This is a genomic window from Bradyrhizobium jicamae (genome assembly GCF_001440395.1).
Classification (GTDB): Bacteria; Pseudomonadota; Alphaproteobacteria; order Rhizobiales; family Xanthobacteraceae; genus Bradyrhizobium; species Bradyrhizobium jicamae.
On the sequence record NZ_LLXZ01000231.1, the window covers coordinates 13,700 to 38,488 of the forward strand.

The 24,789-nt window shown below is 64.0% G+C and carries 11 protein-coding genes; 1 reads left to right on the top strand and 10 read right to left on the bottom strand.

Annotated features, from left to right (window positions below; all coding sequences use genetic code 11):
- Nucleotides 1–5 precede the first annotated feature (5 nt).
- The gene (locus CQ12_RS40840; protein ID WP_198164403.1) at nucleotides 6–689 is read left to right on the top strand and encodes a 4'-phosphopantetheinyl transferase family protein; all 684 of its coding nucleotides are present in this window, start codon (nucleotides 6–8) and stop codon (nucleotides 687–689) included.
- On the opposite strand, the gene CQ12_RS40845 is transcribed toward CQ12_RS40840, so the two are convergent.
- From CQ12_RS40845 to asnB, 10 genes are all read right to left on the bottom strand, one after another.
- On the bottom strand, nucleotides 672–1,412 hold the full coding sequence (locus CQ12_RS40845; RefSeq protein WP_057840882.1) for a class I SAM-dependent methyltransferase: 741 nt from the start codon (nucleotides 1,410–1,412) through the stop codon (nucleotides 672–674). The two genes, CQ12_RS40840 and CQ12_RS40845, sit on opposite strands and share 18 nt — an antisense overlap.
- A 94-nt stretch (nucleotides 1,413–1,506) precedes the next feature.
- Nucleotides 1,507–2,919, bottom strand: coding sequence for a KamA family radical SAM protein (locus CQ12_RS40850; protein WP_198164404.1), 1,413 nt, complete (start codon nucleotides 2,917–2,919; stop codon nucleotides 1,507–1,509).
- A gap of 18 nt (nucleotides 2,920–2,937) precedes the next feature.
- Nucleotides 2,938–3,726, bottom strand: a complete 789-nt coding sequence (locus CQ12_RS40855; RefSeq protein ID WP_057840883.1) for an acyl-CoA dehydratase activase — start codon at nucleotides 3,724–3,726, stop codon at nucleotides 2,938–2,940.
- A 20-nt stretch (nucleotides 3,727–3,746) separates the two neighbouring features.
- Entirely contained in the window at nucleotides 3,747–4,967 is a 1,221-nt protein-coding gene (locus CQ12_RS40860) for a 2-hydroxyacyl-CoA dehydratase family protein (RefSeq protein ID WP_245310363.1), read from the bottom strand.
- 9 nt (nucleotides 4,968–4,976) lie between these two features.
- Nucleotides 4,977–6,104: a 2-hydroxyacyl-CoA dehydratase subunit D gene (locus CQ12_RS40865; protein WP_057840885.1), complete on the bottom strand. Its 1,128-nt coding sequence runs from the start codon at nucleotides 6,102–6,104 to the stop codon at nucleotides 4,977–4,979.
- On the bottom strand, nucleotides 6,101–15,346 hold the full coding sequence (locus CQ12_RS40870; protein ID WP_083519716.1) for a non-ribosomal peptide synthetase: 9,246 nt from the start codon (nucleotides 15,344–15,346) through the stop codon (nucleotides 6,101–6,103). Before CQ12_RS40870 ends, CQ12_RS40865 begins: the two co-directional genes overlap by 4 nt.
- Nucleotides 15,330–18,536, bottom strand: coding sequence for a non-ribosomal peptide synthetase (locus CQ12_RS40875; protein ID WP_057840887.1), 3,207 nt, complete (start codon nucleotides 18,534–18,536; stop codon nucleotides 15,330–15,332). The genes CQ12_RS40870 and CQ12_RS40875 overlap by 17 nt, the downstream gene beginning before the upstream one ends.
- Complete coding sequence (locus tag CQ12_RS40880) at nucleotides 18,533–21,811, bottom strand: non-ribosomal peptide synthetase (RefSeq protein ID WP_198164405.1); 3,279 nt, start codon at nucleotides 21,809–21,811, stop codon at nucleotides 18,533–18,535. Before CQ12_RS40880 ends, CQ12_RS40875 begins: the two co-directional genes overlap by 4 nt.
- A gap of 25 nt (nucleotides 21,812–21,836) precedes the next feature.
- The gene (locus CQ12_RS40885; RefSeq protein ID WP_057840889.1) at nucleotides 21,837–23,018 is read right to left on the bottom strand and encodes an acyl-CoA dehydrogenase family protein; all 1,182 of its coding nucleotides are present in this window, start codon (nucleotides 23,016–23,018) and stop codon (nucleotides 21,837–21,839) included.
- The gene (gene asnB, locus CQ12_RS40890) at nucleotides 23,015–24,787 is read right to left on the bottom strand and encodes an asparagine synthase (glutamine-hydrolyzing) (protein ID WP_057840890.1); all 1,773 of its coding nucleotides are present in this window, start codon (nucleotides 24,785–24,787) and stop codon (nucleotides 23,015–23,017) included. The genes CQ12_RS40885 and asnB overlap by 4 nt, the downstream gene beginning before the upstream one ends.
- Nucleotides 24,788–24,789: the final 2 nt, after the last annotated feature.

The following is a 24,789-nucleotide window of genomic DNA, read 5'->3' on the forward strand; positions in this document are numbered from 1 at the left end:
ACGCAGTGGAACTTCTCTTCGTCTCGATCGATGTCACTCCATCCGTTCTTGCTCGTCTCTTGACTCTTCTGACATCAGCCGAAGCGGATCGAGTGTTCCGTTTTCATTGTGATGAGGACCGGCGCAGAAGCATTATCGGTCGCGCCGCTTTGAGGTACGTTTTGTCGCGGCATTTGGGTGTCGAGCCGCAAGCCTTGCGTTTTGATCTGGGTGAGAACGGCAAGCCCTTTCTGCAGCAATCGGATATCCACTTCAACGTGAGCCATTCAGGCGAGATCGTCGCGATCGCGCTAGCGCCCAACCAAGTCGGGGTCGACATCGAGGCTGCGCATCACATTCCCGAAATGCCAGCGATAGCGGGGCGTTTTTTCTCGGAGAACGAGATGCAACGCGTACGCACCGCGATCGATCCGACCGACCAGTTTTTTCGTATCTGGACCATGAAGGAAGCAGTCTTGAAGGCTGCCGGACAGGGCCTCGGGCTCCCGCTCGATTGTTTCACTGTTCCAGCCTCTGCGCCGGCGCCGCGGCCCGTGATGCCCGTAGGTGAGCCGCCGATCATCTCTGGCTGGTTTGTTGTCCATTTAGAGCTCCCTGCCGGATACTACGGCGCGGTCGCAATGCACGGCTACGACTGGCGGGTGGTCACACGATGGCTCCCAGCGCGGAACCTAACCGCTGGAAGATAAGCCTCTTCGCTCCAGTACGTAGATGAACCACGGCGCGACCGTCATCTCGCTGACCCAGGAATAAGGCTCGTCAGCTTGTCCGAGCGGGCGGTACTCGGCTTGCAAGACCAGCCCGCTGACTTCAAACAGGTTCAGGTAGTCTTGATGAAACCAGACGAGGTCGACTACCGGCCGCGGATCACCGACGTCGGTCATGACGATACGGACCACCTCGCCGCTTTTCGCCACTCTGTTTTCGGGAAAGGCCTCGGTCGTGAACGACGCCCATTCCCGGCTGTATATTTCCGGCGTCGAGCCGAGCATGATGATCCGGCCGGCCGGCCGCAGCAGACGTCTCAAGCCTTCCAGCAAGGCGCGCCGGTTGGCAAGGTCGGGAATATTGTCGAATGCGAAAGCCGAAAGAACGAGGTCGAGCGATCCGGGCGCGAACGCACTGAAATCGCCGTTGGCGACCAGGCGATAGTCTCCATCCGGATCAGCTTGCTTGGCAGCTTCGATCATGCTCGGCGAGATGTCGATGCCGACGGTGTCGAACCTGAGCTTCTTGAGAAAGCGGGTCGAACGGCCGGCGCCGCAGCCAAAGTCGAGCGCCGCAGAGCCCTTTACATGGGCCGCGATTATGGTCGGGAGATCGCGGTAGGCGAGATAGTACGTACCGGGGAACTTCAGCCGCGCGTACGCCTCAGCACGCGCGGCATCGTCATAGACGTTGGAGAAGGACATTGGTTTGGCTCCTCACAGAATATCGGCGCGCCGCCCACGATGGCGGCACTGCTCCTCTCGCGCAAGCACCTGCCGGGCCGCTTTTTCGCGCGTCTCAATGCAGCAGACACTCCGTCTCTGACTCCAGCCTTTGGTTCAGGCCGTTGCCGCTCCAACAGTCGAACGGGAACCGATCTTGCCTCCCGACGGGCCGCAAATGATCGAGCCAGGTAGCGTCCGGGTCGCACGCGGCAACAAAGAGTGTGCGATCGAAGGCCGGATCGCGCGCCTGGAGAAAATCGCAGATCAGCACCGGCGAGTCCGGATCGGCGGCCCCGGCACGCGCCGGCAGTGCCGCCAGTTCGGCGGCCGCGCAGTCGTCGAGCAAGCTGCGCAGCGTGCACGAGCCGAGAATGCGCACCTTGCCGGGGAACGCCGACATTACCGGGCCCTGGGCAGTACGACCGAGGCCGGAGACGCGCGCCTGCGCCTGCCGATGGATATCGAACGCCCGCACCAGCGGCACCTCAAAATTCTTGCGCGCGCCGGTGTCCCGCTCGACGAACATGTAATAGGGAACAAGGCCGAGCCGCACGCCCGATCGCCACAGCCCTGCCCACGCACCCGGGTCGTCGTTCACATGGCGGATCAGCGGCGCCTGCATGCGTATCTGCGCGCCCGTGGCGCGGATGCGGCGGATGGCTTCGTGGGCGATCTCTGGCGCGAGTTCGGCGGCATGCGAGTAGTGCCCCATGATGGCGAGATGCCGCCCGGCGGCGACGACCTGCTCGAACAGCCGCAGGCAGTCTTCCGCATCGTCGTCCGACACGAAGCGATACGGCCACGAAGCGACCGCCTTGGTTCCGATACGAATCGTCTGCACGTGCTCGAGTGCGGGATCAAGCAACGGCTCGATGTACTTCCGCAGCACGGGCGCGCGCATCACCATGGGGTCGCCGCCCGTGACAAGCACGTCGGTCACTTCGGGATGGAACTTCAAATAGGCGACTAGGTCCGTGGCATCCTTGCGCGCGAACTTGAAGCTATCTATGTCGACGAACTGCGCCCAGCGGAAGCAATACGTACAGAAGGAATGACACGTCTGCCCTTGAAGCGGAAAGAACAGCACGGTCTCGCGGTACTTGTGCTGCAGGCCCCAGAGGGGCCGTCCTCCGACGATCGGCACGTTGTGGGTGAGCTGCCCGTCCGGATGCGGATTGAGCGCAAGCCTGATGCGGCGGACGGTCCTGGCTAGGGCTTCGCCGTCATTCTCGCGCAGGCATTGCTTCACCTCGTTGAACTCGTCGGCGTCGAGCATCTCGCGCTGCGGGAAGATCAACCGGAAGATCGGGTCTTCGGGGACCTTGGACCAATCGATTAGGTTCTCGGCCACGTAACGGTTGACACGGAACGGCAGTACCTGCGCGACGACCTGAATGGCCTCGCGCAGATCGCCGTCGAGGGCGGCCCATTCCGGCAGCTTGCCGATGTTGCGCCAGCCGATCGCCTGGTAACGGCCCAGGTTCATGAGAGCCTCCATAACGGGCTAGGCGTCGCGCGAGGCCACCTGGCGTTGGCCGATGAACGCCGCACCGATAGCGCCCCTGACCTGCGGATTGTCCACCACGTAAATGTCGGTCTTGAGCGCGTCGGCGAGCGCCCGCACGACGCCGGAATTAAGCGCCACCCCCCCACTCATCCCGACACGGCCGCTGATCGTCACAGTGCGCAGCAGCGAGGCCGCGCGCGCCGCGATTGAGTTGTGGACGCCGCGCACGATGTCTGGAATGGGCGTCCCGACCGCGACCAGGGAGACGACCTCGGTCTCAGCAAAGACCGTGCAAGTGTTACTGATGCGCACGATGTTCTGCGAGTGCGCGGACACCTCGCCGAGTTGGTCGAGCGGGACCCCCATCGCCCGCGCGGTGACCTCGAGGAACCTGCCGCAGCCGGCCGCACACTTGTCATTCATGGCGAAGTTCTCGACGTTCCCGTGTTCGTCGATCCGAATCGCTTTACTGTCCTGACCGCCGATCTCGAGGATCGTGCGGATCTCCGGATTGATGAGGTGCATGCCGAAGCCATGGCAGGTGATCTCTGAGAGGTGCTTGTTGGCGAACGTGACGTTCTCGCGTCCGTACCCAGTAGTGACAACGTAACCGACGTCGTCGCGCGTGAGCCCGGCCTTGGTGAGCACCTGCTCGTAGGTCGTCTCCGCTGCGGCGCGGTTAGTGCCTCCAGTCAGCACCACGTCCGACGCGATCACTTCCAGGCGATTGTTCATGAGGGCGGACTTCGTCGACAGCGAGCCGACGTCGATACCTACCGTGATCATGTTGTTGCGCCTCTACCTGCCTATTGCATCAACTCGAGAAAAGCGTCGACCCGGTTCTTAACGTGGTTGAACGCGTAGTTGTTGCGGTCGACCAGGTCGACATTGATCGTGATATGCTTAATCTTGCGCCTTGCGGCGAAGTCCCTGAGCATCGGACTGATGCCGGCGATGTTACGGCACCCCCACACGTTGACGATCACAAAGCCTTCCACAGAGAAGCGATCGCAGATCCGCTCCAGCTCGACCGACATCCGCTCCGCATTCCAGTGGTAGAGAATCGCCCGCTCGGCGATGCTGTGCAGCGAACGGGTCTCATCGAGGCTACGAAGATTAGCGTTCCACAGCGGCGCCCAGTAGAGGATCTCAACCTCACGGCTCATGTGGCGCAGCAACTCGTGTGTTTCTTCCGGGACCTGGCCGATCCATATAACGCGCTTGCCGCCGCCTGGTGCGGCCTTAGCGAGCTCGGCCGCGGCCTGGTACAGCGCCTTGCACAGGGTCACGTTCTCCCGCGCGCCGAAATAATTCATCCCGAAGATCTCCTGCAACTCACGCGAGATGCCGGGAAGCTTGTGGGTCTCGAGCAACGCCACCGTCTTGCGGTAGTATTCGCGGGCATCGTTTGAGAACGCGACCGCCCGCTGCAAGGACTCGGAACTCCCCTCGAGTCCTAGCTCCGCCGCCATCCTCTCCCGCATACGCTCGATCTGCCGAGCGACGTAGCCGATCGCATCCTCGTCGAACGATTCCGGGGTGTTCATCGCGATCACCGGCACGTCAAAGCGCTTCCCGGCGAGGCACATCTGCTTGGCGAGCCCCTCGCATGGTTGGTCGTTGGTGAGGACGACGTCTGGCGTCGGGTAACAATTGGCCAGCATCATGCCGTGTGGTCCGCGCAGGAACGAGCAGATGTCGCGTGACAGCCCCTTCTCTTGCGTCAGCTGGAAGATGCGGTTCACGTCGACCGACTGGGCGAGCATGATCGCCATCGATTCGATGTTCCACGGCATCGCACCCGCCGCGAACACGACTTCGGTGGGAAACTGCTCGGACACGTATGCGACCTTGGAAGTCTCGCGGTAGGCCTCCGCTAGGCGATGGCAGTTCATCACTGAGCGCATGCGGATGGCCTTGATCAGGGCGTCGGGGGCCGCAGCTCTATCGCCATGCGGCTCGCCCATAAGGCCGAGCAAGTTTTGATACTGTGCGGCGCGCTCTCCTTCGCGTCTTTCGGTTCTCACGGTGTCACCTCATGTGATTAGGGGTTCCAGAAAGGTCTGAATTCGCGTTCGCGTGCCGGCGATATTCGTCGCGTTGCGCTCGCCTTCAATGAACAGCACCGGGATCTTCTCGGCCTGCAGTCTCTGCAGGATGTAGGGGTATTCGTGCAGGTTGGTGTCGCAAAACTTGAGGACGTAGTAGATGACCGAGTCGACGCCGTAGGCTCGCACCAGTTCGAGCATGTGGCGCATCCTAACATCCGTATCGAGGCGGCGCGCGCTCGTGTGCTTGTCGAGATAGTAGGCGGCGATTGCCGCGACCGGCTCGGCGTCGGGATCGACGCGGCCTTCAAAGTATTTTGCTCCATTGCTGATGTCGGCGCAGATAGCCTCGGCGCCGGTCTCCTCGATGGTATCGATGATGCCCTGGTGATCGAAGTAGCTGCCGCAGATCATGACCCGATGCGGACGACGCTGCGGCAGTGAGTCGGCCGTATTGAGCGCGCCGAGCAGGGCCGCGGCGCGCTCATTGAACGCGTCCTTGAGCCCTGTGGTCGCCGCCTTGACAACCCCGATCGTCTCGCCGCCCGACAGCACCCGCCGCCCGCTGCGGGCATGTCGATCGAGCTCCTGCACCAGCGCGCGCGACCGGTTGCACGTCTCGATTGCCCGCCCGAGCGCATCGTGGACGATCTTGCGGTCATAGCGCCGCTCGAGCGTCGCGATCAGCTTGTGCAGTTGGCTCGCAAAGTAGGCTTTCGAAAGGTCGGTGGCATCCCCAGGCAGATCGAGATAATAGGCTGAGTGGCCGGGCACATCGCACGCCCACGCCTCGCACAACCGCTTGCGCATGTCGCAACCGTTGACGAACACGACGCCATCGGCGAAGTCGTGGACGCCGTCCATTCCTTCACTCAGGCAGCTCAGCACGTACGAGCAGTAGTTGGCGCTCAATCGCGCGGCGGCATCGTTCGTGTACGCCTGCTCGCCGGTGATGCGAAAAGGGATCGCTCCCGCCGCGAGAAGAATCTCCTCCGGCGTGTGGATCGACACGTATCCGAGCTTCGGTTCCGGGCGGGCGCGCAGCAGCTCGAACCGATTTCGGTGCAGATCGACAACGTCGCGAATGGCGTCCTGCACGTGGGTTGCGGTATTCATGACGCGGTCCCAGATGCCTCGAGGGCGTTAGAAATGGCAGAGATCGTCGGAGCGGACCGAATGCGGCAGAGCTCGGGTGCGGTGCCGAAGCTCGAATAGATGCGAGTCGTCAGCCGTGCGGCCGCCAAGGACGTCATGCCGAGCGCGGACAGGTCCTCGTCGGGGGAAATCGTTTCTAAGCCCAGCACGTCCTTGACGATCTCGGTCACCTCAGCGGCAACGAGCGGCGACGATACTGCGGTCGGCTCCGGTGCCGGTTCGGGCCGCGGCAACTGCTCGTGCTGTACGCGCCCCTCGAGATCGCGTGGGATCGCGCCGACCTGCATGTAGGTGGCAGGAATCATGGCCGGCGGCAACCATTGCGCAAGGTGGTGCTTCACTGCCTGAACGAACGACGGGACCGGCGCCGGCACCGTGCCGCGGACCACGATAAGGGCCACCAACCGCTCATGCAGCGGATCGCGGTCGTCGAATACCACGGCGGCGTCGTCGATGGCGCCGTTCGATCGCAACAGCCGCTCAATTTCGGGAAGCGACACGCGGTGACCATCGATGCTCGCCTCCACCAACGGGCCAGTCAAAGCGATGGTGCCGTCGACGAGCCAGCGCGCCAGCTGTCCGGTGCGAAACATCCGGCCTGGCGCCGCATATGGACAGGCCACGAATCGGCGCGACGTAGTCTCCGCATCGTTCCAGTAGCCGGCCGCAACACCGGAGCCGGCAACACAAAGCTCGCCGCTCACGCCGACCGGCAACAGGCCGCCATCATGGCCAAGGATCCGGATCTGCGACAACCCGGCCGGCTTGCCGATGTTGTTACCCGCCCCAGCGCCGCGCACCGGGAGGCACGTCGCCAAAACGGTGGTCTCGGCGGCGCCGGCGCATCGCACAACCTCGTACTTGCCCAGCCGCACCGCATGCACATGGCCGCCGTAGGTCTGCACAAAACGCAGCGTCTCGTTCTCGAAGCGCGACAGCCGCTCGCAAAGCGGCGCCGGCAGCCAGGCGTGGGTCGGGCCGATCCGCCGCAGAAAATCGTCGAGCAATCGCCCGTCGCGCGCGGTCTCGTCCGGCAGCATCGCGACCGCCGCGCCAGCGCCCAGGAACGGCCACAGCTCAAGGGACGACGCCCCGCCGGCGAGATCGCCGTATTTGACGCCGCGATCGTCCGGAGCGACGGCAAAGCAATCGACGTACCAGCGGCATCGCTCGCGCAAGGACCTCTGGTCGATCATGACGCCTCTGAGGACGCCATCGCGATCCGCGACGTACTCAACCAACGCAAGCGCCGCGCCGTCAGGCCGCCGATCGGGGCTCGAAGCGTCCGTCTCCAGCGCGTCCGCGCCCGCGATATCGACGAACGGCACGGCGCAGCTTGACCGGCGCGATCGCGCGTCGCCGAGGAGCAGCGCTGCACCGCTATCCGCAAGGACGAATGCGAGGCGCTGCTCGGGCCAGTCGCACCCCACCGGAACATACGCGGCGGACACCTTCCACGCCGCAAGGATGGCGACGATCATCTCAAACGAGGGCCGCGCCATGATTGCGACGCGATGGCCCGACTGCACGCCGGCCCGTGCGAGATACCGGGCCAACCGGTTGGCGCGCCGGTCGAGCTCGCCGAAATTCGCCTGCGTCCCGCCGCACAGGGCGGCGACGCGCTGCGGCGCGACCTGCGCCCAGTGCTCAAACAGATGCAACACGGTGGGGTCGTCATCTGCGGCTAGACTTGGGGGGTTGAACATTTCCAGGACCTGCCGCCTCTCGCCGTCGGTCGCCAGGGCGATGTCGCCCAGCCGCATGGCCGGATCGGCGACAATCTGCTCTAGAATGTGCAGGTAGCGGTCGGCGAGGCTGCACATGGTGGAGCGGCGAAACAGCTCGGTGCTGTACTCGATCTCGAACTCGATGCCGCTCGTTGATTCCAGCGCCCCTAGCGTCAGGTCGAACTTGGAGACGTGATAACCGGCATCCATCACCTCGACCGTGACCCCGGGCACCTGCATCGCCACAAATGTCTGGTCCTGCACCACGAATATCGTCGTGAACAGCGGCTTCCCGCCGCGCCGGAGCATCTGGGAGACCATCAGGTTCCACAGCGGGTATTCCTGATGCTCTAGCGTGCCGAGAACGCCGGCCTTCACGTCCTCGAGGAACTCGTCGAAGCGCAGCTCACAGCGAGGCCGACTACGCGTCGCGTGGGTGCTGACGAACATGCCGATCACGTCCTGCACGTCCGCCTGGTAGCGGCCGGACGTCGGCACGCCGACTATGACGTCCTCAGCGCCGCTATACTTCGAGAGCAGGACGTCGTAGGCGGCCAGCAGTAGCATGTAGAGCGTCACGCCGTGCCGCGCGCACAACGTTTTGAGATCGGCGTGAGTTTGCTGGTCTACCTCGAAGCGCAGCCGGCCTCCGGCGAACGAGAACTGCTCGGGGCGAGGATAGTCTGTGTCGAGCCGCAGTGGCGGCGGCGCGTCGGCAAACACGTCGACCCAGTATTTTTCATGCGCGCGCACCTTGTCGGACTTCAAGTGGCCGTCGAGCCACGCGGCGAAATCCTTGAACGTCGCTGCGGGAAGCGCCAGCTGCGCGCCGGAGTAGAGTGCTGCGATCTCCTTGTACATCAGCCCCATCGAAGTGCCGTCGCTGACGAGGTGATGCACATCGATTATCAGCACGTGGTCGCCGCCGCGCAGTGGCATAAGCGCGACCCGTATCAGCGGCGCCGTCGCAAGGTCGAACGGCCGGATGAAATCGCGCACCACCTCTTCGAGGTCCTGCTCGTCGCATTCGGGAAGGCGCTCGAGCGCGAGCTCGACATTTGGCACGACCTGCAACCTCAGTCGCCCCGCGACCATGCGGAAGGAGGTCCTGAACGCCTCGTGCCGCGTCGTCAGCTGCCGGAAGGCGGTCTCCAGCCGTGCTGGATCCAACTCGCCGCGGAGTCTGAATGCGAACGGCAGATTGTACTCCACGCCCCTTCGTGAGTTACACACCGAGTGCAGCAACGCTTGCGTCGGCGTGGTCGGATAGTGCAACGATGGTGGTGCCGGCTTGAGCGAAGGACCAGCGTGCGCCGCGATGTTCTCGAAGCAGCGGGCGAGTGACGCAACGGTCCGATGGTCGAACACGACCCCGAGCGCCAAATCGGCCGCGAACTCCTTGTTTGCCTTGGCCAGCATGATTGTGGCCTGCAGCGAATCGCCGCCAATCTCGAAGAAATTGTCGTCGACTCCGACGTGCTCGCGCTCCAGCACGCCGCACCAGATCTTCGCCAGCCGCCGCTCGATATCAGTGCGGGGCATCACCACGGCTCCCCCAACGTGGCTGCTGTCGAGCGCAGGCAGCCTGCTGAGGTCGATCTTGCCGCGCTTGTTGAGCGGGATGCTCTCCACCGCGAACACTTGCGCAGGCAGCATGTAGTCGGGCAGCCGCTTCGCGAGGTGCTCGCGCAGGCCGGCCGGATCTTGCTGGGCCTGCCAAACCACGCAGGCGCACAGGTGCTTGTTGCCGTCCCGGTCGTCGCGCGTGACTACGACCGCGTCCTTCACGGCTTCATACGCGAGGATCGCGCCCTCGATCTCGCGCGGTTCGATGCGGCAGCCGCGCACCTTGATCTGATTGTCGGTGCGGCCGACGAACTCGAGACTGCCGTCGGGCAGCCAGCGCACCAAGTCGCCGGTCCGGTACATCGGGCTGCCCGGCTCGAACGGATTGGCAACAAACTTCTCAGCCGTCCGCGCGTCATCACCCACGTAGCCACGCGCGAGTCCCGCCCCAGAGATACACAACTCCCCCGGGACCCCAATCGGCACGAGCACATCGGCGCGGCCGAGCACATAGGCCCGCGTGTTGAAGATGGGCCGGCCGATCGGGATGCGCTCGGATGTTTCGGTGACCATCGCGCTGGTAGTGACGACGCAGCTCTCGGTCGGCCCGTAGTTGTTGACGACGCAGTAGCCTGTTGGTCTAAACCGGCGCAGACGGTCTCCGCCGGTCAACAGGATTCGCAGCGAGGTGTTCTTGAGTTCGCCGAACAGCTCGCAGATCTGCGTCGGCAAAAAGCTAACGGTGATCGCGTTGTTCTCGAAATAGCGGTTGAGCCGCGGCAGATCGAGTCGGACGTCTTCGTCGATAACGTGCAGCTCCGCGCCCGTCTGCAGGTAGGGAAAGATCTCCCATACCGACGCGTCGAACCCGAAGCGGGCGAATTTGGCGGCACGGTCCGCCGCCGTCACGGCGAACGTCTCGTTGTGCCAGGTGCACAGGTTGTTGACCGAGTGATGCTCGATCAGAACCCCTTTCGGAGTTCCGGAGCTGCCCGAGGTGTAGATCACGTAGGCAGGATCGTGCGGTCCGACGGGGGCGTCGAGCGCGGAGTCATCTCCGTGGTAGGCGTCGGGTGCCTCGAGATCGATCACGGGGCGCGCTGTGTCCCGCCATTCGGCGCCGCCGGCGGTCACGACGACGCCGGTGCGGCTGTCGCTCATCATGGCGGCGGCACGATCGGGCGGGCAGTCGCGATCTATCGGCAGATAGGCGCATCCCGCCTTCAGGATTCCGAGGACGCCGACGATCATCCCGGTGCACGGACCGGCAATGATCGCAACCGTCTGCCCGGCGGCCGCCCCCCGTGCGGCCAGACGGCGGGCCATCTGGTTGGCCCGGCGATCCATCTCACGATAGGTGAGAGCCGCCCCTTTAAAGACGATCGCAGGATGGTCCGGCGTGCGCCTAGCCTGCGCCTCGATCAGCCCGTGAATGGTCTGCTCCGCCGGATAAGCATGGCTGGTGGCGTTGAAGTCGAGCAAAAGTTGGTGACGTTCAGCCGCGGTCAGCAGGTCGAGATTTGCGATCCGGCAGTTGGGATCGGCGCTGATCTGCTCGAGGATGTGCCGGTAGTGCGCGGCGAGCCGCTCCATGGTGCCGCGGCGGAAGAGCTGGGTACAGTATTCGAGCTCGAAATCGATGCCGCCGTCCCGCTCGGCGGCGAGCAGCGTCAGGTCGAACTTGGAGATCATCAAATCGAAGTCGAGCGGCTCGATCCTCACCCCATCGACCTCAAATGATCGTCGTTCACGGGTGACCATAGTGAACACGGTGTCGAACAGCGGATTACGACTGAGATTCCGCTCGACCGCCAGTTGTTCTACCAGTTCGTCGAACTGGTAGTCCTGATTGGCGTATGCTTCGAGCGCGCGACTACGCACACGGGCGAGAAACTCGGCGAACGGTAGTTCGTCGCGCGGCTGGTTGCGCAGCGCCAGCGTATTGACGAACATACCGACGATCCGCTGCAGGGCCGCATGGTTGCGCCCAGCCACCGGCGTGCCGACTACGATATCGTCCTGGCCGGCGTATTTCGCCAGTAGGACGGTGTAGGCCGCGAGCAGCAACATGTGCATCGTCGTGCCGCAGCGCCGATTGATCGTCCGCAGCCGTTCGGTCATCGGCGCGTCAAGCCGGAACTTCACAAGGTCGCCCGCGAACGATTGGACGGAGTGACGCGCAAAGTCGGCCGGCAGGTTGAGCACCGGCAGTTCGCCGGCGAAAACTTGCTTCCAGTGCTCGCGTTGCGCACGGGTCGCGGCGCTGCCCGCATTGACACGCTGCCACACTGCATACTCCTTGTACTGGACGGACGCGGTCTCGATCGGCTCGCCGCGATAGGCCGCGACGAGATCCTCCAGGATGATCTCGAGCGAGATGCCGTCGGAGACGATGTGATGCAAATCGACAACGATGGTGTGGTCGTCCGGCGCATCGGCGAGAACCGCGGCCCTGATCAGGGGCGCACTGGCGAGATCGAACGGCCGGACGAAGCGGGCCATCGCCTGCGCGGCGGTCGGAAGCCTGTCTGCTGACAGCGGCTCGAACGCGAAGTTGACGCGCGAATGAACGATTTGGACAATCTCGTCCTCGATCAGCGCGAACGAAGTCCGCAATGCCTCGTGGCGGGCGACGAGCGCCGCGAACGCCCGATGCCATCGCGCACGGTCGAACGATCCCTTGACCGCGATCGCCCACGGGACGTTGTACTGGACGTCGTCGGGAGCCATCTGATTGAGGATCCACAGCCTTTTCTGCGCCGACGACGCCGGATAATGCGGCTGCGCACCGAGCGGTTTGATGTCGGCCGACAGCGCCTCGCCGCTTGGGGCCAGCAGCTCCGCGAGTTCGCGTATGACCGGATGGGCAAACACGTCGCGGAGCTCGAGCTTGACGCGCAGCTCACGCTCGATCATCGCCACCATGATGGTCGCCTTGAGCGACTGGCCGCCCAGCTCGAAGAAATTGTCGTCGATTCCCACCCTTTCTAGGCCCAGAACCTGTTCCCAGATCCTCGCCATCGCGAGCTCGGTTGGCGAACGGGGCGGTGCATAGGGATAGCCGCTGAGCGCGAGCTCCCGCGGATCGGGAAGCGCCTTCTTGTCGACTTTGCCGCCGCGCGCCAGCGGAAGCGCCAAAAGCGGAACGAACCAAGCCGGCAGCATGTGAGCCGGCAGTTGCTGCGCAAGCTGCGCCCGCAAATCAGCGGCCGACGCGTGGTTGTCCATCACAACATAGGCGCACAACCGGGCATCGCCCGCGCCGTCACGCCACGTGGTCACGACCGTGGCCGTCACTCCCGCCAGGCGGCGAACATGTGCCTCGACCTCGCCCAGCTCGATCCGATAGCCGCGGATCTTCACCTGATCGTCGTTGCGTCCGAGGTAGTGCAGGGTGCCGTCCGGAGCGAGCCGCGCCAGGTCGCCGGTGCGGTACATGCGAATGACGTCGGCGCCGATGCGCCTGGTCACGAAGCGCTGGCCCGTGCGCTCGGGGTCGTTGAGATAGCCATTGGCGAGACAGAGACCCGCGATGTAGAGCTCTCCTGTGACCCCCACCGGCACCCGAGTGCCATGGCCGTCGAGCACGAAGACGCTCGTGTTGTCGATCGCCCTGCCGATCGGCACCGACAGGGTTTTATCCACGGGGTCGTAGCGATGGATGGTGCATCCGACGGTGGCTTCGGTCGGGCCATATTCGTTGAACTGCTCGACCCGCCCGTGAAAGCCCGCATCGATCTCGGCGGCCAGGCTGGTCTTAAAGTCCTCGCCTCCTACAATGATCTTGCGCAGACTCTTAGGAACCCGATCGCAATCGCGCAGCACCTCGAGCAGGAGGGCGAGATGCGAGGGCGTCACCTTAAGGAGCTCGACCCGATCGTCCTGTACGATCGCGCGCGTCAGCCCGAGCGCATCGGTGCAGCGATAGACTACGCAGCATCCGCCGCTCGTGAGCGGCACGAACAGCGACGTGATTGTCAAATCGACCCACAACGGGGAATGCAGCGCGAATGGCGTGCCCCGGCCAGCCTCGTAGGTCACTGTCGCACAAGTCACGTAGTTGGCAAGCGCCGCGTGGGAGATCATGACGCCTTTGGGCGTGCCGGTCGACCCTGATGTATACAGGACGTAGGCTAGATCCTCCGGCCTGATCTGCGCGGGCGGCAGAGGAGCATGGCCGCTATGTTCGATCTCTCCGCCGAGCCGCATCACGATCACGCCGGGGCACGCGGGCCAATCCGCCTCGCCGTCGGTCAACAGCAGGGCGACGCCGGAATCGGCGCAAATACGTTCGAACCGCTCGGCGGGGGTAGCGGGATCGATCGGCAGAAAGGCCGCGCGGCATTTGAGAATGGCAAAAAGCGCGACAAGCATGTCGGCCGACGGCGAGGCCGCCACGGCAACGAGATCGCCGGGGCCGATACCGTCCCGCTGTAGCCTTAAGGCCAAAGCGCTCGAGCGTCGATGAAGTTCGCCGTAACTCAGGTCACCCGCAGATGACGAGATGGCGCAAGCCGCCGGAGCGGCGCCGACCTGCGTGAGGAAGAGATCGAGCACGTTCGTCTCGCCGGTTTGCCAGCGCGCAGGGGGCGTCAGCCGATACTCATCCGCAGTCAGCATGTCGATCTCTGACAGCTTCACGCGCGGATCGGCAGTCACGCGTGCGAGGATATTGAGATAGTGATCGAACATTCGCTGGATCGTATCCCTGCGAAACAGGTCGGTGCGGTACTCGAACTCAAGCACTAGCCCGCCATCCTGTTCTTCGATGACGGTCAGGCTGAGGTCAAACTTCGCGATGTGGTAGTCGAGCTCGTACCGGCTGAACTCGACCGCACCGTAGCGTCCCACCGTCGGCTGTTGCGTGAGCGCGCAGAACATGGTGTCGAACAGTGGATTGCGCGCAAGATTGCGCGCCGGCGCGATCCGATCAACCAGCTCCTCGAACTGAAAATCCTGATTCTCGAATGCGCTCAGGCAACCGCCGCGCACCTCCTTAAGGTAGTCGATGAAAGCCAGTTCCCCCTTCGGCCAACTCCTCAGCACCAGAGTATTTACGAACAGACCGACGACGTCGCGGAATCTTTCCTCCTGCCGGCCGGCCACCAATGTCCCGAGGACGACATCCTCCTGCCCCGCATATCTTCCCAGTAGGATGCAGTATGCGGCGAGGAGAACCATGTACATGGACGCGCGGCCGCGCGCCGCGAGGCCGCGCAGCTCGACGACAAGCTCGGCGCTCGGCCGGGTGAAAATTCTCGCGCCCGCATACGAATACACCGCCGTCCGCGCAGCGTCGGTCGGCAGGCTCAGCTCGGGCGGATCGGCGAGGAGTGCGAGCCAGTAGGCCTCTTGCGCCTTTGCCTGCGCGGTGCAAGCGAACTGCCGCTGCCACTCGGCGAACTCTGCATACTCGGCGGCTGGCGGATCGAGACGCTGTCCGCCGTAAAGCCGGCCGAGGTCCTGGCTAAGCACGTCAACCGATAACCCGTCGCAGATGATGTGATGCAGGTCGATCAGGAGCACGTGCTCGGCGTGCGCCATCCGGATCAGACAGGCGCGCAGCAGAGGCGCGCGATGAAGATCGAACGGCCGTACGAATGCCGACTTGATCCGCTCGACATCTCCCTTGTCACCGGCGACGAGGACCGGCAAAGCTACGCGGACACTGGGCCTGATCTTCTGGACCACTGCGTCGCCCACGACCGTGAACGCGGTGCGCAGGCTGGCGTGGCGCGCGACGAGCGCCGCCAGGGCACGGCGCAGCTGGCGCACGTCGAGCGGTCCCTCGAGCCGAAGAGCAATCGGGACGTTGTACGCCGTGCCTTCAGGCGACAGCCGATTAAGCACATACATACGACTCTGGTTGGCAGAGGCGGGGCGCACTAAGGGCTTAGCAGACGGTCGCATGGAAGACCTCCCCCGGCTTGCAACTCACGATCGCCAAGGCGAGCTCCTCCACGGTCGGCGCGTCGAACACCATTCGCAGCGAGACAGGGACGCCGAACTCCGCCGTCAGCCGGCATGCCAGCGCGCTTGCCTGGAGAGAATGCCCGCCAAGTTCGAAGAAGTTGTCGTTGGCGGAGACCTCGGCCCTGCCGAGGAGCTCGCACCAGATACGAGCGATGCCGATCTCCTCCGCACCGCGCACTGGCACCCTGTCCTTGATCTCGCAGCCAGCTTCCGGCAGTGGAAGGGCCCACTGGTCGATCTTGCCGCTTTCGGTCAACGGCATCCGCTCGACACGGCAGAAACTGGCCGGCACCATGTAGCCGGGAAGCACGGTCGCCAGGTGCGTGCGCAGCGTGGCGGCACCGACCGCCGCGTCGGCGGCGAAATACGCGCAAAGCTGCTTCTTGCCGTCCTCGCCGGTCACCGGCAAAACCACGACCTCCCTGACGCCGGGAACCTCGAACAGGCGATTTTCGATCTCGCCAGGCTCAGTGCGGAAGCCGCGGATCTTCACCTGCCGGTCGGCCCGCCCGATGAACTCGAGCATGCCGTCCGAGCGCCGCCTCACCAGGTCGCCGGTCCGATATAGGCGCTCTCCCGGCACGAACGGATTCCCCACGAACCGTTCGGCAGTCAGCGCGGGACAGTTGAGATACCCGCGCGCCAGCCCAACGCCACCGACGAAGAGCTCGCCGATCGCGCCGACCGGCGACAGCATCATCTCGCGATCGAAAACATGGGCACACGAGTTGGGGATCGGCTTGCCGATCGGGACCGTGCGCAGCTCCCGGCGGATGATCGGGTAACAGGTCGAAAAGGTCGTGTTCTCGGTCGGCCCGTAGGCGTTGATCACGGTGAGCCGAGGATTCACCTGACGGGCGAGCTCGACATGCTTTAGCGACAGCACGTCGCCACCGGAAAGCACGTAACGAAGCTGTCGGAAAACGCTTGCATCCGCCTCCACCAGATGGTTGAACAGCGTCGGCACGCAGAACATGACAGTGATGCGGTTCTCGGCTAGAAACGCGCCGAGTCTCGCAGCGTCTAGCAGCACGTCATCGTCGGCGAGGTAGAGCCGAAGCCCGTTGAGAAGCGCGCCCCAAATCTCGAACGTTGTGGCGTCGAACGAAGGTGCGCCGGTCTGAAGGATGCGGTCGTCCGCGACAAGTCGCATATAGTCCATGTTGGTCGCCAGATTGACGACGCTCGCGTGCTCCACCATCACGCCCTTTGGCGTCCCGGTCGATCCAGACGTGTAAATTACATAGGCGAGGTTCGTCGGCTCGGTCCCGCTCGCATTGTCGGGCTCGGGCGCGCCGACCGCGCCGGTCTTGCCCAGCCGAAAGACGGGGCCACTGAAATCAAGCGCCGGCTCGTCATCGTCGGTCAAGATTAGCGCGCGGGGCACAGCATCATCGAGTATCTGCTGCACTCTCCTTCCGGGGCTGTTGCGCGCGATGGGGAGATAGGCGCCGCCCGCCTTGAGGATCGCAAGCAGGCCGATCACCATCCCCGCCGAGCGCCCGCCGAGGATTGCCACGATGCTGTCAGGCCCGATGCCGCGCTCGCGCAGGGCCTTGGCCAGGCAGTTCGCCTCGGCGTTGAGCTGCGCATAGGTCAAGGCACGCTCGCCGTGCACGACGGCGAGCGAGTCGCCTTTTCTGACAACCTGCGCCTCGAACAGCTCATGCACGCATTTCGTAGCCGCATATGGCGTGGGCGGCGGGTTCCAACCTTCGACCAGTTGGCGCCGCTCGGCCTCGTCGACAAGGTCGAGCTCGGCCACAGGCACGTTCCAGCCGCCGCGGAGCAAGCGCAGCAGGGTAATGTAGTAGCCGGCGAGCCGTACCACGGTCTCCTTGCGGAACAGATCGGTGTTGTACTCGATGCGAATCTCCGCCCCTTTCGTTCCCCAGTGCAGGTCGAAGATCATGTCGACCTGGACGGCATTCGTCTGCGTAGCAACATCGATCCAGCGCGCCTCGCTGAGACCGGCGAATAGCGTTTCGTCGTCGCCGCTGCGCACCACGTTGAACATGGTGCGAACGAGCGGGACACGCCCTTCCCCGCGCCGCGGCGCCAGCCTCTGCACCAGCCGCTCGAAGGGATAGTCCTGCATGCAATATGCGGTCTCGACCTGCGCATGCACCACCTGGACGAGCTGGTCGAACGTGCAATCGCGGCGCACCTCGACCCGCACCGCGGTTGTGTTGACGAAGAAGCCGACCGCCTCGTTGAGGTCGGCCGCATAGTGCCGGCCCGAGAACAGCACCCCGGTGGTGATGTCGTCCTGCTGGCAGATCTTGTGCAACAACACGAGATAGGCGGCGAACAGGCTTGAGAACAGGATGACCCGCCGCTCCCAGCCGATCCGCTGAAAATCGTCAATTAGGTCCTTCGCAATCTCGAGGATCTCTAGACCGCCCTTGAATGAGACGATCGCGGAAGGAGGCGCGTCTGTCGGCAGATCGAGCGCTGGGGGCTCGTCGCGGAACTGGTCCAGCCAGTAGGCCTCCTGCTCCAGCGTCCGCTCGGGCGCGAACTGGCGGCGCTGCCAGACCGCATAATCAGAGTAGTCAAGGCGGACCGACGTGAACCGGTCCGCGGCATCGCCGACCAGCCCGTTATAGATGGCGGTGAGATCGCGCCAGAGCACATCGATGGATGCGGCGTCGGCGATGATGTGGTGGACGCGCAGCAGAAGGACGTGGTCCTGCGGCGCGAGCCAAAGAAGCACGACCTCGAAAAGCCGCTCCTCGAAAATCCATCGTGAGATCGGCTTTTGGCAGATCTCGGTCAGGCACGCCGCGATCGCGCGCTCGACGCCGTTCTGCGCCTGGCACGAGATGTCGATCTCGCGAAGCGCGCCCACGCCGCGCAGGTCGAACGACTGCGTGGCGCCGCCGGCACTGTCGGAGAGTCGCGTGCGCAGCGCCTGATGCCGCTCGATTACTAGCTCGACGGAGCGCCTGAGCGCCCGAGCGTCGAATGTCCCGATCAGGCGCTTGCAGGTGTTGATGTCCCATATCGAGCTATCAGGCTCGAGCCTACAGAAATGGAGAACCCTCTCCTGCTGGAAGGTTAGCGGATAGGGCCCCTCCCCCGCGGGCGGAATCGGCGGATATGATGGGATCGAGACCGGTATCAAGGTGCGTCCCCCCTTGCGCGGATGCGCGGCGACGCGCTCGACTGACGGTTATATGGGGGGCCCGCATCAGGCGCGCGGCTCTCGACCGACGTCCGCGAGTTCTCGATGAGCCCGGCGATGTCGCGGATGGTCGGCAGTTCGAGAAAATCAATGACCGACAGCCGCGTGCCCAGCGCCGCATCGAGCGCCGCGATGAAGCGGAGCACCAACAGCGAGTTACCGCCGAGCTGGAAGAAACTGCTGCTCCGGTTGAGCCCGCGCACATTCAGCAGCCGCTCGGCGATATCGATGATGGTCTGCTCCAGCTCCGTCGCCCCGACGGCCGGTGCAGCCATGGACTCGCGCGGCCGCGGTTCCGGCAGGGCCTGCATGTTGACCTTACCGCTCGCCAGCCTGGGCAGCCGCTCGATCGCAACCAGATGCGCCGGAATCATGTAGGTGGGCAGCCATGCGGCGAGCTCATCGCGGATCTGCTGGGCCGTGAAGCTGCTCGACTGCAGAACAAGGTAGGCAACTAGCTCCTTCTGGCCGAATTCGTCGGTCCGCACCTTGATCGCGACGTCCGCCACGCCGGCGCACGTGCGAAGCTTGCGCTCGACCTCATCAATTTCGACGCGGAAGCCGCGGATCTTCAACTGCCCGTCGGACCTGCCGAGACACTGGATTAGACCGTCGTCGCTCCATTTCGCGAGGTCTCCGGTGCGATAGAGTAGTTCGCCAGGCCAATGCGGGTTCGCCACGAACCGTTCGGCAGTCAGCGCGGGATCATTGAGATAGCCGCGCGCGACCCCAGCGCCGGACAGGCAGAGCTCGCCTGTCAACCCGACCGCGACCGGCTCGAGCTGGGCGTCCAGAATGTACGCGCGGGTGTTGGGAAAAGGTCGGCCGATCGGAACTACGAGCGTTCGCTCGGCGCGCGGCAGAGCGTGCCAGGTGGCATAAATTGTAGCCTCGGTCGGACCGTAGAGATTCTCTAGCTGCACCCCCCGCACCAGCGCGTGGAAGCGGTCGACCAGCTCCGCCTTGAGCGGCTCGCCAGCTGCGAGAATGTAGTGCAGCCCCTCGAGCCTCCGCGCGTCCTGCTCGCGCAAGCCCGACAGGAACGCGCCGAGCATGGACGGAACGAAATTGATGTGCGTGATTTCGAAGCACTCGATAGCGGCAAGTAGTTTCGCCGGGTCCTTCTCGCCGTCCACCTCGAGCACGGCGAGCCGTCCGTGCGCGAAGAGCCAGCCAAACAGCTCGGCGGCGGAGACGTCGAAAGTATAGTTGGTCTTCAGCAAGATGGTCTTGCCGGCCAGCGCGTACCTGGTCTCTAGAAACGCGAGCGTGTTCATTAGGGCACGATGCTCGACGATCACACCTTTCGGCCATCCGGTCGAACCGGAGGTGTAGATGACGTAGGCGGGGCTCGCCGGGTCGACGGGACGCCCGAGGTTTTGCCCGTCGCCCGAATAAGCGGCCTCCTCGTCAACGCAGATGCGGGTCAGCGACGGACGGGCAAAATCACCCATTGATGCGGGTACGGCCGTGCCTCGCAGGAGGAGCGTGCACGCGCCGCTGCCCTGCAGGATGCACTGGATGCGCTGCGGCGGGAACTGAGGATCGAGCGGCAGATAGGAGGCGCCGGTCTTGAGGATCGCCAGCAAGGCAATCACCATCTCGGGCGAGCGCTCGAGCAGGACCGCGACCGTGCCGCCACGCTCGACGCCGGAGGCGACCAGCGTCGCGGCGAGCTGATTTGCGCGCCGGTTAACCTGTTCGCAGGTGAGCACGCCGGCGGCGGACACGATCGCTGGCTCGCCTGGAGCGCGCGCGGCCCGCTCCTCGAGCAGGTCGACGACGGTGGGCGCCGGCGGAGGGCCCGCAGCGTCGCCTTGCGCAAACGCCAGGACAAGGTTCCGTTCGTCTTCATCGAGCATGCTCAGCGCACCGGCGCGCACACCGGCCCCGCGCGTGACCGCGTCGAGAAGGTTCACGTAGTGGCGCAGCATGCGCTGGACGGTCTCCGGCGCGAAGAGATGGGCATCGTATTCAATCCGCAGTTCGCAATCGTGCGCGCCCATGTGCACATCGAAGAACAGCTCGATCTGGGTGGCCGCGACGTCGGGCTCGCGCCATTCCTCGATCTCGATGCCGCGGAACGCCTGCGTCTCGTCCGGCACGCCAATCATGTTAAATAGAACGCGAAAGAGCGGGTTCTGCTTTCGCCCCCGATCGGGCGCGAGCTTGCTGACGAGCCGCTCGAACGGATAATCCTGCATGTCGTAGGCGCGCGTGACCGAGCCATGCGTCGCCTTGACGAATTGCTCCACAGTCTGCGTGGGATCGAGCCGCGCGCGCAGCGCCACGGTGTTGGAGAAGAAACCGGCCAACGCCTTGAGCTGAGGCGTGTAGTGCCGACCGGAAAACACCGATCCGACGACGATGTCGTCCTGGCGGCAGTAGTGATGCAGCAGCAGGTAGCATGCGCTCAGCATCGTGGAGAACGGGATCACGCGCATTCGCAAGCTGAAAGTCTGGATGCGCTTGGTCAGCTCGCGCGACAGGCGAAGTCTCGCGAGCGCCCCATGGAAGAAGGTCATGGCAGTGCCCGCGTGACCGTCGGTCGGCAGGTCGAGCTCTCGCAGTTCGCCGGCGAACTGGTCGAGCCAGTAGGCTTCCTGGAGGCGGGTGTTCTCCTCGCAGAAGTGGCTGCGTTGCCATTTCGCGTAGTCGAAGTAGTCGATGGCCGGCTTATCTCGCATCGCAGCGCTTGCGAGCGCCGCGTTGTAGGCGGACTTGAGATCGCGCCACAGGATCCGCAGCGTGGTCGCATCGGAGATGATGTGGTGCAGCTTGAGGATTAGCCACGATTCCGCCTCGCTTCGCCGAACCAGCACGACCCGGAACAGTCGTCCGCCCTCAAGCGTGAACGGCGTTTCATATTCGCGGTTGAGCAGGGCGCGCGCCTTGTCCTCGCCGCCCTGCGGGGGCAGTTCCACGAGCTCGAACGTTCCGTCCGACGTGTCGTGCTTCGACTGGAATGGCGCACCGGCCACCAGCCCGATCCGCGTCCTCAGCACCGCGTGTCGTTTGGCCAGCTCATTGATCGCCCGTTCCAATGCTGCGATGTCCAGTCGGCCAACCAGCCGCTTACAGGAGATCCTGTTCCATAATGGACTTTCCGGGGACAGCTTATTGAGATAAAGCACGCGCTCCTGCTGAAACGAGAGCGGATAGGACTGGGCTTCTCCGCAAGGCTCGATCCGCAATAGTGGCGCCGGGCTTCGCATGTCGATCTCCTTGCACTCTCCACCGTTACCCCGAATCGGCCGACGAACTCCCATTGCGCCCCTGCGCGCGGCGCGTCCCCGCCTTGATCATCTCGTCGGCGATGATCAGTCGCTGGATTTCTGACGTTCCGTCGCCGATCTCGGTGAGCTTCGCATCGCGGAAGAAGCGCTCGAGCGGAAGGTCGCGGCAGTAGCCCTGCGCGCCGTGGATCTGGATTGCGTCCCGGGTCGCTGCGGCTGCTGCCTCGGAGGCGAAAAGCTTCGCCTCGGCGGCTTCCTTGAAGAAGCTCTTGCCGTCATCCCGCAGACGCGTCGCCTTTTTCAGAAGCAGATCGGCGGCGTTGATGTTCACCTCCATGTCCGCCAGCATGCGCTGGATCAGTTGGAAGCGGCACAGCGGTTTGCCGAACTGCCGGCGGCGAAGAACGTGATCCACGCACAGATCGCGCACGCGCTCGGATATGCCGATGGCGATCGCGGCCATGCCGAGCCGAGCCGTTGGCAGCGTACGCTGCAGGATGTCGAACCCGCGGTTCTTGCGGCCGAGCAAGTTTTGCTTGGGAACGGGCGAGTCGCGAAAGATAAGCTCGCCGGTGTCGGAGGCGCGCATGCCGAGCTTGCGCTCGCGCCGGCCGCTTGCGTGGAATCCCGGCGTCCCCTTCTCGACCACGAACAGGCTCAGCCCGAGGCCGCCGGCCGCGTCCGAGGTCCTGGCGACCACCACGGCCACGTCCGCGACATTGGCGTTGGTGATGAACAGCTTAGCGCCATTAAGGACGTAGCCCTCATGCGTCTCCTCCGCCCTGGTCCGGATCGACGACGTGTCCGAGCCGCTCTCGCTTTCGGTCATCGCGAAAGCGCCGATCTTCTCACCGGCGATAAGCGGCGGCAGAAGGCGGCGCTTGAGCTCTTCATTGCCGCTGGCAAAGATCGGGTCGCATGCGAGCGTCGCATGCGACAGGGCGGTCATCGCCGTCGCCGCGCACGCCTTCGCGACCTCCCTGATCAACCCGATGTAGGTCGTGTGATCGAGGCCGCAGCCGCCATATCGCGCCGGATAGTGCGTGCCGTACAGGCCGAAGGTCCCCATTTGCCGAAACGCCTCGAGCGGAAATGCCTCGGCCTCATCGGCCGCGGCGGCGATCGGCGCGATCACCTTGGCGACAAGCGCCGCGCCATTTTCGAGGATGTCGTCGATGCTGCTCATGCGGCGACTCCGAACGCCGCGTGCCATGCGTCGAGGGCGATCAGAGCATGCGCCGTGCGATAGACCGCGAGATCGTCGTTGGCCGCGCACGGACCGCGCTTGCGGAGAAATTCGGAAACCTTGTCCGCGTCGAAATAGTGGCCGATCTTCGAGTTGGTCGATCGGACCAGCCGCTCGGCGCGGTTGCGCTCCGCTACCAGGGTCGCGGCGTCGATCGGGATCGGGACCGGGCGCTTCTTGCGTGCCACGACCGGCAGCGGCAGGAGATCTTCGGCGATGTGCTTGAGTAGGATCTTTTCCGATTTCGCGGTAGACTTGAAGGCAGATGGCATCTGCACGACGTACTCGACCAATCGATGGTCGAGGAACGGCACGCGCGACTCCACGCCCGACGCCATGCTGGTCTTGTCGAGACGCTCAAGCATGTCTACCAGGTAATATTTGAGGAACAGATATAGCCGTTTGTTGAGCGCGTCATCGGTGTCAAGCGCGCCCATCTCCTGCGCCAGGGTCGAGCGAATTCGATCAGAGCACGCTGTCTCTCGCTGGAATGCCGGATCGAGCAGGGCGCAGACCTTGTCGACATAGGGCGCCCACGGAAATTGGGTGGAGGGCTCCTCGCCGTCGAGGAAGAAGTAGTAGCCGGCAAACAGCTCGTCGGCGCCTTCGCCGGACATCACGACCGTAGCGGTCGGCTTCACGCCGCGATACAGCAGATAGAGCGAAGGCGACGTGAGCTCGACCGGCTTCTCCACGTGCCAAGTCACATCTTTGAGCACGTCAAAGTACTCGTCCGGCCGAAAGAAAAACTCCGTGTGATCGGTGCCGTAGGCCCGCGCCACCATGCGGGCGTAGTGAGGATCGGATTTATGGCCGTGCGCCTTGGCGTTGAGGTCGTAATCCATCGAGAAGGTCTTCAGGCAGCCAGTTGCATGCTTGGCGGCAAGGGCCGAGACGAGGCTGGAATCGAGACCGCCGCTCAGAAGGGTACCCAGCGGCATGTCGCTCACCATCTCCATTCGGATGGCCGAATTCAGCAGATGCCGCACGCGGTCGCGACACTCATCGAACGAGTCGCCGTGCCTGAGGCTGTCGCGCTCGAGCGACCAGTAGCGATGCTTCCTGACCAGCCCCTCCTGAACCACGACGATCGATCCCGGCGGCACCGAATGGACGTCCTTGAACATCGTCTTAGAGTCGAGCAGTGTTGTGCACAGCAGGGATTCGGCCAAGGCGTTGAAGTCGACGACGGCATTGATTATCGGATGCGCCAAGATGGCCTTGATCTCCGAGGCGAACACGAACTGCCCGCCACGCGTTGCATAGTAGAGCGGCTTGATGCCGAGGCGGTCGCGCGCCATGAGCAGAAGATCGCGCCTCCGGTCCCACAGGGCGAAGGCGAACATGCCGTTGAAATGCAATACACAGCCCTCGCCATATTCCTCGTAGGCATGAACGATGACCTCGGTGTCGCACCGGGTCCTGAAGCGGTGACCGCGGCGGGCGAGGTCCTCGCGAAGCTCGGGGTAGTTGTAGATTTCACCGTTATAGGTGACCCATACGCTGCCGTCCTCGTTGGCGATCGGCTGGCGGCCGTTCTCAATGTCGAGCACTGACAACCGCCGGTGCCCGAGCCCCACGAAGCCGTCCATATGGAACCCGCAGTCGTCGGGCCCGCGGTGCTCGAGCGGCGCGTTCATGCGCGTGAGCACCGCGGGTGAGACCGGCTCGTCCTTGCGCATATTCACAACGCCACAGATACCGCACATGG